The organism is Clostridium merdae, from assembly GCF_900176635.1.
Classification (GTDB): domain Bacteria; phylum Bacillota; class Clostridia; order Oscillospirales; family Acutalibacteraceae; genus Faecalispora; species Faecalispora merdae.
Window position 1 is genome coordinate 931282 of sequence record NZ_FXLN01000004.1, and the last position, 19130, is coordinate 950411.

Annotated in this window: 18 protein-coding genes and 1 tRNA gene; 10 read left to right on the plus strand and 9 right to left on the minus strand. The window is 44.7% G+C overall.

The window, feature by feature from the left end:
• The first annotated feature begins 46 nt into the window (after positions 1-46).
• On the plus strand, positions 47-1270 hold the full coding sequence (locus CAN90_RS10015; protein WP_085833687.1) for a nucleotidyltransferase: 1224 nt from the start codon (positions 47-49) through the stop codon (positions 1268-1270).
• A complete protein-coding gene (locus CAN90_RS10020; RefSeq protein ID WP_085833688.1) occupies positions 1260-2192 on the plus strand; it encodes a hypothetical protein in 933 nt (310 codons plus the stop codon). The genes CAN90_RS10015 and CAN90_RS10020 overlap by 11 nt, the downstream gene beginning before the upstream one ends.
• Before the next feature lie 128 nt (positions 2193-2320).
• Here CAN90_RS10020 and CAN90_RS10025 read toward each other — a convergent pair whose 3' ends face one another.
• The 5 genes from CAN90_RS10025 to glyA form a co-directional block, all read right to left on the minus strand.
• The gene (locus CAN90_RS10025; RefSeq protein ID WP_085833689.1) at positions 2321-2797 is read right to left on the minus strand and encodes an NADAR family protein; all 477 of its coding nucleotides are present in this window, start codon (positions 2795-2797) and stop codon (positions 2321-2323) included.
• 42 nt (positions 2798-2839) lie between these two features.
• Positions 2840-4192: a uracil permease gene (gene uraA / locus CAN90_RS10030; RefSeq protein WP_085833690.1), complete on the minus strand. Its 1353-nt coding sequence runs from the start codon at positions 4190-4192 to the stop codon at positions 2840-2842.
• Positions 4193-4381: 189 nt separating this feature from the next.
• A complete protein-coding gene (locus CAN90_RS10035) occupies positions 4382-5041 on the minus strand; it encodes a flavin reductase (RefSeq protein ID WP_085833691.1) in 660 nt (219 codons plus the stop codon).
• 83 nt (positions 5042-5124) lie between these two features.
• The gene (locus tag CAN90_RS10040; protein ID WP_143750818.1) at positions 5125-6393 is read right to left on the minus strand and encodes a replication-associated recombination protein A; all 1269 of its coding nucleotides are present in this window, start codon (positions 6391-6393) and stop codon (positions 5125-5127) included.
• A gap of 126 nt (positions 6394-6519) precedes the next feature.
• Entirely contained in the window at positions 6520-7773 is a 1254-nt protein-coding gene (gene glyA / locus CAN90_RS10045; RefSeq protein WP_085833692.1) for a serine hydroxymethyltransferase, read from the minus strand.
• A gap of 145 nt (positions 7774-7918) precedes the next feature.
• On the opposite strand from glyA, the gene nth reads away from it, so the two are divergent.
• From nth to CAN90_RS10065, 4 genes are all read left to right on the plus strand, one after another.
• On the plus strand, positions 7919-8569 hold the full coding sequence (gene nth / locus CAN90_RS10050) for an endonuclease III (protein WP_085833693.1): 651 nt from the start codon (positions 7919-7921) through the stop codon (positions 8567-8569).
• Between the two features lie 97 nt (positions 8570-8666).
• A tRNA-Ala gene (locus CAN90_RS10055) sits at positions 8667-8742 on the plus strand.
• 209 nt (positions 8743-8951) lie between these two features.
• Positions 8952-9767, plus strand: a complete 816-nt coding sequence (locus CAN90_RS10060; RefSeq protein WP_085833694.1) for a zinc ribbon domain-containing protein — start codon at positions 8952-8954, stop codon at positions 9765-9767.
• Between the two features lie 423 nt (positions 9768-10190).
• Positions 10191-12794, plus strand: coding sequence for a cation-translocating P-type ATPase (locus tag CAN90_RS10065; protein ID WP_085833695.1), 2604 nt, complete (start codon positions 10191-10193; stop codon positions 12792-12794).
• Positions 12795-12853: 59 nt separating this feature from the next.
• Here CAN90_RS10065 and pdxR read toward each other — a convergent pair whose 3' ends face one another.
• Positions 12854-14269 carry a MocR-like pyridoxine biosynthesis transcription factor PdxR gene (gene pdxR / locus CAN90_RS10070; RefSeq protein WP_085833696.1) on the minus strand — a complete coding sequence of 472 codons (1416 nt, stop codon included), beginning with the start codon at positions 14267-14269 and terminating at the stop codon, positions 12854-12856.
• A 144-nt stretch (positions 14270-14413) separates the two neighbouring features.
• On the opposite strand from pdxR, the gene pdxS reads away from it, so the two are divergent.
• From pdxS to CAN90_RS10085, 3 genes are all read left to right on the plus strand, one after another.
• Entirely contained in the window at positions 14414-15286 is an 873-nt protein-coding gene (gene pdxS, locus CAN90_RS10075; protein WP_085833697.1) for a pyridoxal 5'-phosphate synthase lyase subunit PdxS, read from the plus strand.
• Entirely contained in the window at positions 15283-15855 is a 573-nt protein-coding gene (gene pdxT / locus CAN90_RS10080) for a pyridoxal 5'-phosphate synthase glutaminase subunit PdxT (RefSeq protein ID WP_085833698.1), read from the plus strand. Before pdxS ends, pdxT begins: the two co-directional genes overlap by 4 nt.
• A gap of 69 nt (positions 15856-15924) precedes the next feature.
• On the plus strand, positions 15925-16254 hold the full coding sequence (locus CAN90_RS10085; protein ID WP_242953621.1) for a hypothetical protein: 330 nt from the start codon (positions 15925-15927) through the stop codon (positions 16252-16254).
• Between the two features lie 72 nt (positions 16255-16326).
• Here CAN90_RS10085 and CAN90_RS10090 read toward each other — a convergent pair whose 3' ends face one another.
• From CAN90_RS10090 to CAN90_RS10100, 3 genes are all read right to left on the minus strand, one after another.
• Entirely contained in the window at positions 16327-17163 is an 837-nt protein-coding gene (locus CAN90_RS10090; RefSeq protein WP_085833699.1) for a DegV family protein, read from the minus strand.
• A gap of 146 nt (positions 17164-17309) precedes the next feature.
• On the minus strand, positions 17310-17771 hold the full coding sequence (locus CAN90_RS10095) for a pyridoxamine 5'-phosphate oxidase family protein (protein WP_085833700.1): 462 nt from the start codon (positions 17769-17771) through the stop codon (positions 17310-17312).
• Between the two features lie 9 nt (positions 17772-17780).
• A complete protein-coding gene (locus CAN90_RS10100; protein ID WP_085833701.1) occupies positions 17781-18095 on the minus strand; it encodes an MGMT family protein in 315 nt (104 codons plus the stop codon).
• A gap of 266 nt (positions 18096-18361) precedes the next feature.
• On the opposite strand from CAN90_RS10100, the gene CAN90_RS10105 reads away from it, so the two are divergent.
• Positions 18362-19117, plus strand: a complete 756-nt coding sequence (locus tag CAN90_RS10105; protein ID WP_085833702.1) for a flavodoxin family protein — start codon at positions 18362-18364, stop codon at positions 19115-19117.
• The last annotated feature ends 13 nt before the right edge of the window (positions 19118-19130 follow it).

Below are 19130 nucleotides of genomic sequence, written 5' to 3' on the forward strand. Positions count from 1 at the left end.
CTATCATAGTACATTTTCACAATTATTTCAAGGAGTTTTTTACCCAATGATAGAGAGACCCTTGATTACGGGTATTGTCGCCGAATTTAACCCGTTACACCTTGGGCATGAATACCTAATACAAAAAGTCAAACAATCTTCACCCGGCGGGCTAGCTGTTGTGATGAGTGGAAATTATGTGCAAAGAGGCGAGCCGGCTGCTTTTTACAAATGGCCGCGTGCGCTTGCGGCGCTTTCTTGCGGTGCCGATTTAGTGCTCGAGCTTCCCGTTAGCTTTTCCGTCGCCGGTGCGGAACGCTTTGCATTTGGAGCCATCTCTATTCTTAATGCACTGGGCTGTGTGGATCAACTCGTTTTTGGCAGTGAAAGCGGGGATGTTTCCACTCTGAATATCATTGCTAAGGCTCTGCAAAGCTCGGCATTTGAGGCTGCTGTAAAAAGCCACCTCTCGCTCGGCTTGCCCTTTGCTGCGGCAAGGCAGGCTGCGGCAAAGGAGCTTCTTGGCGATTCCGCCGCACTTTTGAGCGAACCAAACAACATTCTCGGCATTGAATACTGCAAGGCACTGCTTCGCACGCAGTCCCCTATGCAGCCCAAAACCATTCAGCGCATTGGTTCCGCCCACGACGCACCGCAACTCGCTTCGAATACCCATATTGCCTCCGCTTCACAAATTCGAAGACTCATCCAGCAAAAGGAACCTTTTTCGGCCTTTGTTCCCAAAGTGGCTTATTCTATTTTTGAGCGGGAACGATTGGCTGGGCGTGCTCCTGCATCGCTTGCACCGTTGGAAAATGCTATCCTTTCCAGGCTTCGTACCATGAGCCGGGAGGAGCTTTCCCAATTGCCAGACATTAGCGAGGGTTTGGAGAACCGTATTTTCAGCAGTGTTCGTACCTGCACATCTCTGGAACAGCTTCTTATTTCCATTAAATCAAAGCGTTATTCTCATGCACGAATCCGTAGAATCCTGTTATCCGCTTTTTTGGGTCTAAATCAGCGGGAACTTCCGGAAGCCCCTGCATACATTCGAATACTGGCATTCAATGAAACCGGCAGAAACATGCTGCGCAATATACGGCGTACAGCAACCTTGCCGATTGTTACGAATGCTGCTGACTTTGCACCGCTTAACAGCAATGCAAAAGCAATGTTTGAAACGGAATGCAGAACAACGGACCTTTATTCTCTATGCACACCAGAAAAAGGCCCCTGCGGGCTGGAAATGACCTGCTCCTATTGGGAAAGGAAGGATTTTTTTGGCAATTGAAATTAAAGAAACAGAATACTTGAACTACGGCCGGTGCGTACATATGAGCAACGGCATTATTGAAGTAATGGTCACAATTGATGTGGGACCCCGAATCATCCACTTTGGTTTAGTCAATGGCGAAAACATGCTGTACACCGACCAAGAGAGAAAGTACAAAGCTTCGGGAGAAGAATTCGACCAGCTTTACGGAGAGGGCGCCGTCTTTTACAATTACGGCGGGCACAGGCTTTGGCTTAGCCCCGAAAGCACACCAGACACCTACTACCCAGACAACGAACCGGTAGTGTATGGAATTCTTACTGAGGGAGTAAGCTTTACACCGGTACGGCAAAAACATAATGAAATGCAACTAGGCTTTGAGGTGATGATGAACGAAAACACCTCAGACATTATGGTGGTTCACAGTGCCAAAAATTGCTCGAAGGACCCCAAAACTCTTGCCCTTTGGTCTGTTACCATGATGGCACCCGGCGGGTTTGAAATCATTCCCCAGAATCAGGGGGAAGACCCACTCCAGCCAGACCGATCAGTGATTTTATGGCCCTATGCCAACCTGCGTGACCCCCGCGTCTTCTGGGGTAATCGTTTTATCACTCTTCGGCAAGACCCAACCGCTACCACCGCCTTTAAGGTGGGAACGAACAACCGTGCTGGCTGGGCTGCTTATGTTAGAAAAAATGTGGTGATGTTAAAACGCTTCGTGCACAATAATCATGCGGTGTACCCAGACTTAGGCGCCTCGTATGAAACGTATACGAACGGCGATTTTTTAGAGATGGAGTCCCTGAGCCCGCTATGCCACATTGAACCGGGAAACACGGTTCGCCATGTGGAAAACCTTACTTTACAGCGCATTGACCAATCCCCAAAGCTGGACGATGAAGCATCTCTGGATGAGTTTGTAGCGGAATTAGGATGAATAAGAGAAATTATAATCTTAAATAAAGAAAGCCCCCGTTCCCTTTGGTATATCCGAAGAGAATGGGGGCTTTACGCTCTTTAGGCGTAAATTTTGCAAAATAGACGATAGAATTAGAAACACTAAGCTTATAATCGTTCCCGAACCTTCATCAAAGAAAATCCTAACAAATTTTGTCCACGCCATGCGTTTCTATCGAACCGCTTTTCATCTGTCATGGAGAGGCCGATCCCCCATATTCTATCCTGTACTGCACATTCCGCCAGAATATGCTGCTTCGTTGCAAGCAGTAACCCTTTGAGCTCATTGTTCTGAACAAATTTTTCAATTAGTCCCTCATATACTATTATTTGCCGAACACCGCTCCAAACAACATCCTCGTAATTTCGAACCGAGCGCCCTAAAGACTTAATCTTTCCAACATTGGAGGTTGCTAAGATTTGCGATGCAATTTCACTGTCTTCAAAAATGATGGCTTTTTGGTACATCATATATTGCTCCATAGAGGAAAAATGCACTCCATCCTTTTCAAAATCAGACAAAAACCAATTGCTTAAATATCCATTTTCTTCATCAGGATTATGAAAGCAGATCACTTTCTTCATTTTCCTTACCCCCTATCCCAGAGCGTCACTATTCCAAAAATTCTATTCCGCTGCGCTCTCTGCCTCATCGTCATCTCTGTCGTTTGTTAGATTCAGGCAGTCGAGCACATAGAAAATGAGACCCAACAGCATACCAACTACACAGGCAAGTACCATTCCTTTTAGCTCAACACTTCCCAAATGGAGCGATACTCCGGAAAGACCTGTAACAAAAATGACGGAGGTCATGATAATATTGCGGTTCTTTGCGAAATCCACTCGAGAATCGACCAGAATACGCAAGCCGGAAGCACCAATCATACCATACAGCAAGAATGAAATGCCCCCAATTACCGGGCCTGGAATAGTTGCAATCAGTTCTGAGAATTTACCAATGAAAGAACTAATGATGGAAAGAACCGCCGCACCGCCGATTACCCACACGCTGTATACACGGGTCATCGCCATTACGCCAATGTTCTCACCGTAAGTAGTGGTAGGCACCGCACCCACCATACCAGACGCCATGGTAGAGAAACCATCTCCCATCAAAGAGCGGTGCAGACCGGGGTCTTTGATTAAATCTTTCTCAATAACCTTACCAGTTACAATTTGGTGGCCAATATGTTCGGAGATTAAAACCAAGGCTACTGGTAGCATAGTAATAATCGCGTCCAACCGGAACTGCGCCAACTGAAAATGCGGCAGTGAAAATAGGCTTGCTTGTTCCACTGCTGTGAAATCTACCACACCGAGAATTGCAGCCGTAACATAACCACCAATAATTGCAATGAGAATGGGTATAACCGAAAGAAAATTGCGGAACAAAATGGAACCAAACACTGCTATACCAAGTGTAACCAAGAAAACCGCCATATTTTTGGGGTCTACGGTTGTTACAACCTGCTGGAACATGCCATCTGCACCTTTTACTGCAACATAGCTGGTTTGAGGCAGTATTTTTGCGGTAGAAGCCGCTGTCCCCGAAAGCTCCAGACCAATAAGCGCCACAACGGGGCCCATAGCGGCAGGAGGCAGGAGCTTGTCTATCCAATCCGAGCCAAAGCGCTTAATCACCAATGCCAAAACTACAACAAGCAGGCCAACCGCCACAAAACCTCCCTGTGCGTAAGAAAAGCCGCCGCCGGGTGCATCCTTATACCGGTTGATTACAATAAGCGCCGGGCCAATGAATGCAAAGCTGGAGCCTAAGTACGCCGGGCATTTTCCCTGCGTTATCCAGAAGAAAAACAGTGTGCCTACGCCGTTCATTAACAGCACAACCGCAGGATTAATTCCGAATAAGGTCGGAACCAAAACAGAAGCACCAAACATAGCAAACATATGTTGAATGCTCAGCGGGATTGCCTGTTTCAGTGGCGGTTTTTCATGGGTTTGAATGATGTGTTTTGACATAGTGTTGAATCATCCTTTTCTTTCATGTGAATTCTCTATCTGAAAACGGCTCCAAAAAAGTAGGCCTTTGAGAAATGTGACATCAAAAGCCTACCAACGCAGCCGCCAACAGCGGTGAATGTTGTAAACAGACCAAAAGAAAAGCCCACCCGGTATGCAAACGCATATCAGATTGAGCTCTTTGGTCTTCTATTTTCGAATAAATGCCGATTTAGGTGCCGCACAAATGGGGCAAAGCCAATCTTCCGGCAATTCTTCAAACGGAACATCGGGGTCATTATAAATATAACCGCAAATCTTACAAATGAACTTGCCACCGTCAGAACTGGTATTACCCGCGTTTACGGGGCGATACGTTGGGGCATATTCGGGAGCGGAGCCCTTTAGCACTTGGTGGTAATAATTATAGGTCATTGGTGTCCCCACTACTTTTTCACTGCCGGCAACAACTTCTGCCAAAAACACGGTATGCGTAGCGGTTTCTACCCGATTAATCACCTTACACAAAAACCAACAGCAGGCGTTTTCTTTAATAACAGGAACGCCCTCCACCAAAACACGGTGGCGAATATTCTTTAGCTTGTTCGAGCTTCTACCGGAGTTAAAACCCAAAGCACCAATTACCGTTCCGGGAGTATCTTCCGATAAAACAGAAACAGAAAAAATTCCGGTCTCCCGGATGCATTCGTGACTGTAATTATTATGATGCATACTAACAGCAATTACGGGAGGATTTGAATTCGTTACCTGAATCACTGTATTTACAATACAAGCGGAAGGATCGTGTTCACCCTTTACACCTATTGCATACATTCCATAAGACAAACTTGCTAACACATTACTATCCAATCAATATCCCTCCCCACGGATTACATGAGTCCAAAATTATATATATAATAGCACTGTGCGGACAAAGTTACAAGAGTCTTTTTTTAATTTTCCTCCATGATTTTTCTCCAATACTGAAGAAATGCCTGCTCGTTCTTATTTAACCCTGCTTTGTAATACTCTGTACTGCTCAGCGCATCTGGCAAGTACTGCTGCTGCACCCAGTGGCTAGGGTAATTATGAGGGTAGAGATAAAACTGCCCTTTTCGTTCTTGATCTTCCCCGTCAAAATGCTTGTTTTGCAGATTGCGCGGTATTGGGCCAGCTTTCCCTGCACGAATATCGGCAAGCGCTGCATCTACTGCCAAATAAGCTGAATTCGATTTGGGTGCCATACATACCAAAATCACTGCGTTCGCAAGCGGAATTCGGGCTTCCGGCAAACCGACCTGCAGGGCAGTATCTACAGCAGCTTTCACTATAGGGATAATCTGCGGCCATGCAAGGCCAACATCTTCATTTGCGCAAACAAGCAATCTGCGGCATACCGAAGGCAAATCTCCTGCCTCGAGCAGCCTTGCGAGGTAATGCACGGCGGCGTTTGGGTCGGAACCGCGCATCGACTTTTGGTAAGCAGAAAGCAAATCGTAGTGCTCATCACTATCCTTATCATAGCGCACAGCACTTTTCTGTGTTAATTCCAGTGCAGAATCTCGCTCGATAAAAAGGCCTTGTTCTTCTCGTCTGGCAGAAAGTGTGCAAAGCTCCACAGCGTTCATGGCTTTGCGAACATCTCCGCCACACGACTGTGCTATGTGCAAATCCACCCCGTCTGCCCTCGTAATCGTCTCCCCTCTCTCTTGCTCAAGAAGAGAAAAGGCACGCTCTACTGCACTCAAAATCTCCGCTGTATCCACCGCCTTAAACTCAAAAACCGTACACCGGCTTAAAATAGCGTTATACACATAGAAATACGGATTCTCCGTAGTGGATGCAATCAGGGTAATCTGCCCGTTCTCAATAAATTCCAGCAGGGTTTGCTGCTGCTTTTTATTAAAGTACTGGATTTCATCCAGATACAATAAAACTCCATTGAGCGTTTCCAGTGTGCCAAGTGATTCCACTACCGCGCGAATATCTGCTGTTGAAGCAGTTGTTCCGTTCATTTTTACCAGCTTCCGCTGTGTTTTACGAGCGATAATGGAGGCAACGGTGGTCTTCCCCACACCGGAAGGCCCATAGAAAATCATATTCGGAATTTCACCGGAATCAATGATACGGCGCAGTGCTTTCTCTGAATCCAACAGATGGCGCTGCCCGACTACCTCATCCAGCGTCTGCGGGCGCAGGCGTTCTGCCAAAGGCACTGACAATGGAAACCCATCCTTTCAAAAAGCGGCGCAGCAGAAGCTGCGCCGCACACGATTTGATAAAACTTTTCGTATCTATTTATTTGTACCAAACGGCACAAACAACAGTTGCTAGAAGAAATAATCTAATTAATGATACAGCGGATAGCGGCTGCAAATGCTCTCCACCTTAGCGCGAATGGTATCTTCGTTACCTTCAAAGCTTTGTGCTGCCATAGCAATGCACTCCGCAACCAAATCCATATCCTGTGTGTTCAGGCCGCGAGTGGTAACTGCGGGAGTACCCAGGCGTAGGCCACTGGTGACAAAGGGGCTTCTCTGCTCATTGGGAACGGTATTTTTATTGGCTGTAATATACACTTCATCCAAACGGTGCTCCAGCTCTTTACCGGTAAGCTCTTCGCCGGTGAGGTCAACGAGCATGAGGTGGTTGTCCGTTCCGCCGGAGACCAGCTTGATTCCACGCTTCATAAGGCCATTTGCCAGAGCCTGCGCATTGTCTATAATTTGCTGCTGGTATACTTTAAATTCCGGTTGGAGTGCTTCGCCGAAGCACACTGCCTTTGCCGCAATAATGTGCATTAACGGGCCGCCCTGCGTGCCGGGGAAAATCGCTTTATCAATTGCTTTGGCATACTGCTCTTTGCATAAAATCATGCCGCCGCGAGGGCCGCGCAAGGTTTTATGCGTGGTGGTGGTAACCACATCGGCATACTCTACCGGACTAGCGTGCAGCCCTGCCGCAACTAAACCAGCAATGTGAGCCATATCTACCATCAGGTAAGCGCCGCAAGCGTCGCAGATTTCACGAAAACGCTTAAAATCAAGTGCACGGGGATATGCCGATGCACCCGCAACAATCATCTTGGGTTTTACCTGCATTGCCTGCTCGTACAGTTTGTCATAATTAATTTGGTGCGTTACCGCATCTACACCATAGGCTACAAAATTGTAGTAGCTGCCGGACATATTCACAGGGGATCCATGGGTTAAATGCCCACCCTCAGCCAGGTTCATACCCATTACGGTATCACCGGGCTGCAATAGTGAGAAATACACGGCAAGGTTTGCCTGCGCACCGGAGTGAGGCTGCACATTGGCATGCTCTGCACCAAAAATACGGCATGCACGGTCACGTGCAATGTCTTCCACTACATCCACATACTGGCAGCCGCCATAGTAGCGTTTGCCCGGGTAACCCTCCGCATACTTATTAGTCAGGATGCTTCCCATTGCGGCCAAAACCGCGGGAGAAACCATGTTTTCAGAAGCAATTAGTTCCAGATTTCTTTGCTGGCGACCCAGCTCCTGCTCCATAGCTGCTCCAACCTCATGGTCAAAGCGGGAAACAAATCCGATGGTATCCATCATTTCACTGAACATTGGCAACCTTCTCTCCTGTTTTCTTAAGAATATTATACACGCGATTTTTGCAAAAGGCAATGCGGTCATTCCCAGAAAATGACCTTTCCTTTTCTCTTGTTTTGTATTAAAATGTAGAAAACCGCCGGGAAAGGATACGCCGAAAATGACCAAAAAGCAATTAGCAGTTTGTGCCGTGGAAGCAATGAAAAAGGAATACCCCGATGCCATCTGTTCGCTGGAATACCGTGACCCTCTCCAGCTATTGATTGCAACACGGCTTTCCGCACAATGCACCGATGCACGTGTGAATCTCGTCACCCCTGCATTGTTTGCGCGCTTCCCCACGTTAGAAGCCTTTACACAGGCTCGCGTGGAAGATATTGAAGAGCTGATTCGCTCCTGCGGGCTATATAAAACAAAGGCGCGCGATATTCTTGCCATGTGCCAAAGGCTGGCGGAGGAATACGACGGCATTATCCCAGACACAGTAGAGGAGCTAACAAAGCTGCCGGGTGTAGGCAGAAAGACTGCAAACCTGGTTGTGGGGGATGTTTACCACAAGCCCGCCGTAGTGACCGACACGCACTTTATACGCATCACCGGGCGGCTGGGTCTTACAAAAAGCAAAGTGCCGCTTCAGGTTGAAAAAGATCTTCGGGCGGTGCTGCCACCAGAGGAATCCAACGATTTTTGTCACCGGCTGGTTTTGCACGGTAGAGCGGTGTGTCAGGCACGAACCGCACATTGCGAAATATGCTGTATGAACACATTTTGCAAAACCGGTTTAGCAGAGGAAAAAAAGAAAAATAAATAGGTCATTTTGCAAAATAAACTTGAAAAACCAAAACCCCCGTGCTATAATTAACAGCGTTGAAATTACCAGTGATTTCATCTTGTTTTATAGCATTTATGGGCCCATAGCTCAGCTGGGAGAGTGCTGCGTTCGCAATGCAGAGGTCAGGGGTTCGATCCCCCTTGGGTCCACCAGATGAAGAAAAGCCGAACCTGATTTTAACAGGTTCGGCTTTTTGTTTTACATTTCTAAAACTTAAATTAATACTTTGAATCCGTTATGAAATAACTTTTCATTTCATTCACGTAATTATAGCATTGATTCGTGTATATTTTACAATATTAGATATTTTCCATTCCTATCTAATCCAAATTATGGTAATATAATAATTTGGAGGGATATCATGTATTGTAAAAATTGCGGAAATCAAATTCCAGACAACAGTAAGTTTTGTTTTAATTGTGGTACTGCCGTCGAAACAATGCAACCGGAAGAAGTTGAAACCCAAAAACCTGGCAACACAGAAACCATTGTAAAAAAAGAAAAAGGTTGTACTTCAAATCTTTTATTTATAATATGCGCTCCATTTTTTATTATAGTCGCCGTTATTATGTGGATGAATAGTGTTTCTGGCGATAAATTTGCGGTAGCTGCATCTACTTCATCAACTTCTTCCATTGCAGTAAGTTCAGTGAGCGCAAGCTCTAGTACTATTTTTAGTTCTGCTTCTTCTGAATTAGCAGCATCAAACCAAATGAGTGAAGAGAAGGCCTATGCAATTCAATTTGATGAATTTATCATGAATACAATTATAGGTTCTAACGAGGGATTAGAAAACCTAAATAATTATGTTAACGCATATTCAGAAAATAAAATTAGTGCGTTAGAAGCATATGAAGCAGCAAAAAACACCAAAGAAGTTATGAATAATTTAATTAAGATAATGTGGGACGCAAGAGATGGTAAAAATAGAGCATATATTGGTGCTGCGCAGGATTTCCTTATAAATGGAAAATTTAAGGCAGAGAACATGATGAAATATGTGGATAAAAACGAAGTAAAGTACTTATCTGAAATGAAGCAAAATGACTTATACATTTACAATTCTTTTAAAAAATTAATGCTTGAGAGAATTAATTATTTAAAGTCTCAGGGTTTTAGCGATACGGAAATAAATGAAATCATACAAAAGACCCCTAGTTCAACGAGCAGCAAATAGAAACAAAATGTCCGCTTTGCTAAGTGTATAAGCTTAATGAAATGAAATCTAAATTAGTAAAATTCGCTATTGACAATTTCCAGAATAGAATGATATGATACTTGTAATCGAATATTAGAGGGAGTAGCTTCCCGTATTGATACGGGGCTCAAAGTCGTCACTTCGGAGAAATCCCGGCTTTGACAGCGTTTCGTTTAGTGAGACTCTACAGTTAGATTTTTTAATCTAGCCGTGGGGTCTTTTTTATTACCCATTTTTAGGGAAAAGAAGTGAAAAACCGCTTTGTGCACCCGAATAATAACTGTTTTTCAACAACCGCATCCCCCTTCTATGAACTCAAGTTGTACGACCAATTCTCTCTAATCATCCTGTCATCACTTGAATTTGCCAGCTACCAAAATAAAGAAATAAGGAGAATGACGAATGAACAACTTTCACGCAAAGTCCCCACAGCAAATCATGGAACTGCTAAAAGTGGATACCAAAGGCCTGCACGATGCGAAAGTGAAGATTCAACGTGATAAATATGGCTTTAATGAACTAGAAGAAACCGCCGCTAAAAGTGCTTTGCAAATTTTCTTTGAGCAATTTAAGGATTTTCTTGTTTTAATTCTACTTGCCGCCGCAACCATCTCTGCATTCCTCGGTAAGCTAGAAAGCACTCTGGTCATTCTCGCCGTTGTGGTAATTAACGCAATCCTCGGCACGGTTCAGCACCGGAAGGCGGAGCAGTCCTTAAAAAGCTTAAAGGCTCTTTCCTCCCCCACCGCTAAGGTGCTACGAAATGAAAAGAAAACGGAGATTCCCTCTCATGAGCTAGTCGTTGGGGACATCTGCTATTTGGATGCCGGCGATTTTATCAGCGCGGACGGCCGGATTTTAGAATCGTACAATCTGCAAGTAAACGAAAGCTCCCTGACCGGGGAATCCGTAAGCGTGCTAAAAACCGTTGATGTGATTGAGAAAGAAGAAATCGCCATCGGCGATCGAAAGAACATGGTGTTTTCCGGCAGCTTTGTTACCTATGGCCGGGCGGTAGTTCTCATTACCAACGTCGGCATGAATACCGAAATCGGTAAGATTGCCCATTTGCTGGAAAGTGCTAAAGAGAAAAAAACGCCACTTCAAGAGAGCCTCGACAACTTTGGCAAAAAGCTTGCTCTGCTAATTCTCATCCTATCTGCCCTTGTGTTTTCGCTCGATGTGTTTCGAGGCAACGACCTGATAAATGCATTTCTATTTGCCGTTTCTTTAGCGGTAGCGGCAATTCCGGAGGCGCTAAGCTCCATCGTGACCATCGTGCTAGCACTCGGCACACAGAAAATGACAAAGTCGAATGCAATCATCCGCAAGCTGCAAGCCGTAGAAAGCCTTGGGAGCATCTCGGTCATCTGTTCCGACAAAACGGGAACACTCACTCAGAATAAAATGACCGTACAAAAGCTGTATGTGGATAACAAAGTAATAGAGCACAATCAGCTAAATCCGGAACATGATTTGGAGAAAAATCTGGTTTTAATGTCTCTGCTATGTAACGATGCCGTCACCATCGAGAAAAAAGAAATTGGCGACCCCACTGAAATTGCCCTTGTGAACCTCGGCGACCTGTATCATTTGGATGAACTGCTAGCTCGAAAAAGATACCCTCGCGTTGCCGAGCTCCCCTTTGACTCCGAGCGCAAACTGATGAGTACCTTGAACACTTGGGACGGTAACCCCCTCATGATCACAAAAGGCGCTTTGGATGTCCTCCTCGCAAGGTCTATTAGCCTGCAAACCTCCGATGGTATTCAGCCACTCACAGAGGAACTCAAGCAGAGCATTGAGGCTATGAATTGTGAGTTTTCTCAAAACGGACTGAGAGTACTCGCCTTTGCCTGCAAGGAGCTTTCCTTCAACCGGGAGCTTGTGGTAGAGGATGAAAATAACCTTACCTTTGTTGGGCTCATCGCCATGATGGACCCGCCCAGAGCGGAATCTGCACAGGCGGTGGCAGACTGCCTGCGTGCGGGCATCAAGCCTGTCATGATTACCGGTGACCATAAGATAACAGCTTCTGCCATTGCCAAACAGATTGGAATATTAACCGACGATGCACAGGCAATCGAAGGCTACGAACTAGAACATATGTCGGATGAGGTGCTAAAGCAGCGTGTAGAAGAAATCTCAGTGTATGCAAGAGTTTCCCCCGAGCATAAAATTCGAATTGTGAGAGCATGGCAGGAAAAAGGCAAGGTAGTAGCCATGACCGGCGACGGAGTGAATGATGCACCCGCCTTAAAGCAGGCCGATATTGGGATTGCCATGGGTATAACCGGTACGGAGGTTGCAAAAGATGCAGCCGCTATGGTGCTTACTGATGATAACTTCTCTACCATCGTTCGTGCGATTTCAAACGGTAGAAGCATCTATGCAAACATTAAGAATGCCATTCAGTTTCTACTCTCCGGCAATACAGCGGGAATTCTTTCGGTGTTGTATGCTTCCCTTTTGGCTCTGCCAAACCCCTTTGCTCCAGTTCACCTGTTATTCATCAATTTGGTAACCGATAGCCTACCCGCCATCGCGATTGGGCTTGAGCCACACAATGAAACCGTAATGAAAGAGCGCCCACGTGACCGAAACACCCCTATATTAGATAAACGCTTTGGTCTGGAGGTATTGCTGGAGGGCCTCCTCATTGCGATTGGAACCATGATTGCCTACTATGTTGGTCTGTCTGCTGGCGGAGCGGAAACCGCAAGAACAATGGCATTTGCCACACTTTGCCTATCGAGACTTCTTCATGGGTTTAATTGCAGAGGCAAAGATTCCGTATTCCGCTTGGGTGTTTTCTCAAACAAATTCATCTGGCTTGCCGTGGCAGTTGGATTTCTGATGCTGTTTGCGGTATTAACGTTACAGCCACTCATGGTGCTTTTCGAAATTGCACCGCTGAACGGAATACAATATGCCGTTATTTTTGGCGTATCGCTTCTGCCTCTTTTATTGGTTCAGATTTATAAGCTACTCACAGGGAGAAAATAAAAGAGATTCGTTTTTCTATAACAGTTGTGAACTATTATAAGTCACAACGGGGATGCTTTTTAAAAAGCATCCCCGTTGTTTTTCCAAGCCTGCGTCAACAAAATAACCGCAGTTTCAATTTCTTCTATTTTCAGGCACGCAAAGCCTAACAACAGCAAGCTCTCTTGGTTCTTTTGCGGTGGAGCAAAATAGTATTGCGTTACACCAAATACCCTTACTCCCTTTCGCAATGCGGCATCAATTAACTCTGCCTCATCCCAACCATTGTTCACACGCAAAAGCAGATGCAGACCAGCAGAATCCCCCTGAATTTCAGCTTGTGGGAGGTTTTTGTGTATGGCAGCTACTATGGTCTCTCTCTTTTGCTTATATAAGTTTCGCATACGGTTCAAGTGGCGTTCAAAATGACCCTCATCAATAAATCGGCATAAGGTTTTTTGGTCTATTTTAGGAACGGGACAAATATAAAAACGAAGCTTTTTTTCATATTCACCAAGCAAGTGTAGCGGTAAAACCATATAGCTCACCCGCAGTGCCGGTGAAAGTGATTTTGAGAAAGCACCCAAATATATCACCCGCCCGGTCTCATCCATGCCCTGCAAAGAGGGTATTGGCTTGCCGGAATACCGAAATTCACTGTCGTAATCGTCCTCAATTAAATAACGCTCCGGTGCTTCATTTGCCCAGTTCAGCAGTTGAATTCGGCGGCTCACCGGCATCACCGTACCGGTAGGGAATTGGTGTGATGGCGTTATACAGGCCACGCTTGCTTGGCTTTCTCGCAGGGAGTCTGGTCGCATTCCTCTGTCATCCAAAGCTACTGGCTGGCAATTGGCGCGGTTGCTTTTAAAAATCATATTCAACTTCTCATAACCGGGGTTTTCTATGCCATATACAACATTGGCATCAAACAGCTGAATCAGCAATTGCAGTAAAAATTCGGTTCCAGAGCTGACGATGATTTGCTCAGCGCTACAATTGACTCCACGCGAATAATGTAGGTAATGAGCAATACTTTCTCGCAAACCAAGGTCGCCCTTAGGGTCGCCCGCCTTGAGTAAATCCCGGTCGTATTCATTGATTCCTTCTTTGGTCAGCTTTCGCCAGATGGAAAATGGAAAGCTGTCGTGGTCCACTCCCTGATACGAAAAATCATAGTAAATACGCCCTTCTTCTGGAGGCGAAAGAAGCTCTTTTGGGGGTACCTCTTTTATGTGCAGCACGTTCCCCAAATCGGCTACATAATAACCACTTTTTTCCCGGGAAATAAGGTAGCCCTCGGCTACCAATTGGTAGTAGGCCGCTTGTACGGTATTTTGGCTACAATGCAAATAGGCAGAAAGCTGCCGTTTGGATGGCATCTTCTCGTTTTTCTTGCAATTACCGCTGATAATTTCCTGTTTAAAATAATCGTACAGCTGCTGAAATAAAGGAAGTTCCGACTCTTTTTTGAGCTGTAAATTGATTTCATTCATAAGCTCGCCTCCCATCTGGTACCATCAAATTTTATATATCTGGCTCTTTTTATACAATCAATTCCCTTTTATAATAGAGCAAACTTACAAATTCTGCAAGTTTTCATTTTACTAGACGAAAAGGAATTCAAGGAGGCAGAGTTTATGAACAATCGATATACCCTTAATAAAAACTTAGCCCAAATGCTAAAGGGCGGCGTTATTATGGATGTAACAACTCCCGAGCAGGCAAAAATTGCTGAAGAGGCCGGTGCGTGCGCCGTTATGGCGTTAGAGCGAATCCCCGCGGATATTCGTGCCGCTGGCGGCGTCTCCCGCATGAGTGACCCTACCATGATTCGCGGCATACAAAAAGCCGTTAGCATTCCGGTTATGGCAAAGGTTCGAATCGGGCATTTTGCAGAAGCACAAATTTTGCAGGCAATTGAGATTGATTACATTGATGAAAGCGAAGTGCTCTCCCCCGCCGATGACCTCTACCATATTGATAAAACCAAATTCGAAGTTCCATTTGTGTGCGGAGCGAAAAACTTGGGAGAAGCCTTACGCCGTATTGCCGAAGGAGCCTCTATGATACGTACAAAGGGCGAGCCCGGAACAGGTGATGTTGTGCAGGCAGTACGCCACATGCGCCTTATTCACCGACAGATTCGAGAGATTCAAAACACCCGTGAGGATGAGCTATTCCATGCAGCGAAAGAGCTGCAGGTACCCTATGACCTAGTTCGCAGCGTGTTTGAAACCGGGCGTTTGCCGGTCGTAAACTTTGCCGCCGGCGGCATTGCAACCCCAGCAGATGCAGCACTTATGATGCAGCTTGGCGCAGAGGGTGTATTTGTTGGCTCGGGTATCTTTAAATCTGGCAACCCCGCAAAACGAGCACGCGCCATTGTGCAGGCGGTTACCAATTACAACGATCCCAAGCTTTTAGCAGAGCTTTCCGAAGATTTGGGTGAGGCAATGGTTGGCATTAATGAGCAAGAAATTGAGCTACTAATGGCGGAGCGCGGCATATGAAGGTTGGCGTTCTAGCACTGCAAGGCGGGTTTGCGGAGCACATTGCAGCTTTGAATAGGCTGAACGTTCCCTATGTTGAGATTCGCAAGAAAGCGGATTTTGATGATACCGTAGATGTGCTCATTCTTCCCGGAGGGGAAAGCACCGTCATTGGCAAGCTTTTGCACCAAACTGGGCTGTTTTTACCCATTCAGGAACGCATTCAAAATGGAATGCCCGTATGGGGAACGTGCGCAGGGTTAATATTGCTTGCGAATCGAATTTCAAATGAAAAGCACGCTTATCTAAAAGGAATTGATCTAACAGCTTGCCGCAATGCTTATGGAAGACAGTTGGGGAGCTTTGAGACGCAGGAAGAATTCCGCGGGATTGGTATTGTACCAATGACCTTTATTCGTGCCCCTTATATTGAATCCATTGGTGAGGGCGTCACCCCATTATCGTTCTTTGACAGAAAAATAACTGCTGCGGAAAATGATACAATTCTAGTGACAGCCTATCACCCTGAACTGACGGATGATACGCGTGTGCTGGAGTATTTTCTTCGAAAAGCGGAGAAGTTCATTTGATGGAAAAACCCCTACACACTGGTATTTGCGCCTGCAGTTTGATTTCTAACGAGAAATGAGTTGTGTCCATTGAATTCGAATCAAGAGAATTGCAAACACCGTTACGAGGTTGGGTATTCCTTTCGTTTCACCAGCATCTTTTTCCGCAGCGTTCCTTGCGACCACTGCGGCCGCAGCATCACCCTTACTTGGCCTTGGCGGATTTTATTTGTTGCAGTAGACCTTATTGGTTTTATTTTATCTTATTTTATTGCAACCTCTATTGCCATCCCAATTTTCGGGTCTACACTTCCGGTATCACTTCTTATTTTTGTTGCGCTGGTTTTTATTGTGCAATGGATTTGCGGATTCATTTTAAAATTAGCAGCTTGGAAAGAAGTAGAAAAATCGAATTCTTAATGGTTTTTTATGATCAACAAAGGCTCCGTTCCAATGGAACGGAGCCTTTGTATTTTTATTATTGATATAATTTTAGAAAGAAAGTACAATTCCACCATCATCTGCGTAAATCGTGCTCAAGCCGCTCGCCTGAAATATGATGACCTCTTTGAATGTAAACAGGCTCTTAATCTTTTCGCACAATTCCTCTGCCTTCGCTCTTGCATCTACATGTGTAATCGCTAAAACAGTTTCTGTCATATTAACCGCATCGCGCCGAATGAGATTCATAAGCTTTTCCATTGCCTGGGCTTCTCCGCGCGCCTTATCCTTCAGCTCGAGAGTACCTTCTCGATTCGCACCGAGGATTGGAATGATGCGCAGAACTTTGCTCATAATGACCTGAATGCCTTTAATTCTGCCGTTCTTTTCTAGGTTATTTAAGGATACAGGCACAAATAAGGTTTGCAAATTCGCAATGTATTGGTTCATACGAAGCAGAATCTGGGTGCTCTCCATTTGCTGTTCCAGCATACGCTTGAGCTGGAGTGCAACGAGCGTTTGTCCTGCCGCAGCAGTTTTGCTGTCTATTACATAAACCTTACTGTCGCTACCGGATTCCTCTAGCATTTGCTTGGCAGCCATTGCACTTTGAAAGGAGCCGCTCAGGCGAGAGGAGATTGTAACTACATAATTCACCGCACAAGTTTTATAAGCTTCCAAATAATCATGCAAAGAAGGGCAAGCGGTAGATATTTTACGTTTACTGGCTTTCATTTTGCGAATTAATTCGTCAGAATCCAGACCTTCGTCTGTTAAAGCCTCATCATCTATTAAAAGCTGAAAGGGAATCCGCTTCATTTCACTGGGATCACCGAACACCTCTTCGTTAAAATCCACACAACTATCTACAATGATCTGATACTCCACTGGGCTTTCCTACCTTTCCTTGCCTGGCACAGGGCATGTTACTAATATCACTTAGTTTACCACGAAATAAGTAAAACATCAACTGGTAATTCCCATAATCAAATGTAAAGATTTTTAAAACTACATGCAAATCATGTAATAATTAATTATTTTCTGCCTTTACCCGTAATATAATTCGGAGTAATTTTAATCACTCTTACTCTACTTTGCGCTTTTTCAATATAATCGAGTCCCTTTGGTATAAATTCGGATGAATATTTTTCTAATAATAGCTCTAACGCCTTTTGTTTCTCTTCCTCGAAAACCTCTTGCGCAATTCCAAATAAAACGATACTTTCATAATTGGTAGTGAAATCTCCCGGCAGAACCTGTGTTTTGCCTACAACACAAAACGATACTTTTGCATTCTTTAATAGATTTTCAAGCTTTGTGCCAACCGTTGCACAATGAATGTAAATAGAGCTGCCGTCGTAAACATAGCTTATCGGTACACCATACGGGTATTCTTCCCCAATGGTAGACAGTACTCCGTATTCCCCTTCCTTAAGCAGCTTCTCTACCTTTTCTTCAGGGAGGATACGGTCTTTTCTTCTCACTTCCGGAAACATAACTCCACCTCATTTTTCATCTTTCGTCGGTCTCCAAATACTTTGCACTAAATCTACCGTACCATTTTTACGAAAAGCAATCCCTTCCGCTTGCAATAAGCTGCGCTGCTCCGGCCATCCCGGCGCAGTAGCACCCAATCGGTTCACCACCCGATGACAGGGAAGTGATAAAAAAGAAGGGGTATGGCTTAACACATACCCTACCTGTCTTGCACTGCGTGGCATGCCCATGAAAAAAGCGATTTGACCATAGGTTACAACTTTGCCATACGGAATTTTTGCAACCCAATCGTACACGTGTTCTGAAAAAGTCCGTTGTTCCATGCCATGATTCCTTTTTCTAATTTACTTTGATTATATCGAAAGCAATGGCAGAATTCAAGGCTTTTCTTTTATTATAATACTGCATTTAAAATACCGGTATTTTATAATGTTAAATACTTCATTCATAAAGACAGCCACCTTAAAAAGGCCAACCCAATTTAAGCCACTTTTATTGACATACAAATAGCTCTATGCTATTATCAAAATATGAATGAATAATTAATTGTTCATTCATATTGTGTCTTTTATATTTAAGGAGGTCGGTTATGACAAAGGTTATTGCAATAATCGGAAGTCCGCGGAAGAAAGAAACTTACGGTGCCGTCCTCAAATTTGGGGAATATATTAAATCGTATGGCGAGATTGAATTTGAACCTATTTTTTTACATGATTACAACCTTGAATTTTGCACGGGTTGCAAGCTGTGCTTTGACAAGGGTGAGGAATATTGCCCCTTGAAGGACGACCGAGATGTTTTGATGGAAAAAATTAGTCAGTCGAACGGTGTAATCTTTGCATCCCCCAATTACGCATTCCATGTTTCCGCACAGATGAAGAACTTGTTTGACAGGCTGGCCTTTCTCTTTCACAGACCGCGCTTTTGGGGCAAGGCCTGTACGGCTATTGTCACACAGGGCATTTTCGGTGGAGATAAAATTGTCAAGTATTTAAATAGCATGGGGGAAAATTTAGGTTTTTACTCATCCTGCGGTTGTGTTCTACAAACGCTAGAGCCCACCACGGAGGCTATGCGTATAAAAAACGATAGGAAAATAAAGAAGGCGGCTGAGAGCTTTTATAAAGCACTGACGAACGGCGCGCCATCCCCTTCTCTTTTCAGGATTATGATGTTCCGTATGAGCCGAACAATGATAGGTAAACTTCAAAATAAGGAATACCGGGATTATCGTTATTTTAAGGAACTCGGGTGGTTTGAGTCCGATTATTATTACCCTGTTACATTAGGTTTTTTTAAAAAGATATGGGGAAGCTTTTTTGATTTTATAGGAAACAAAAGATAATATAATTAGAAAT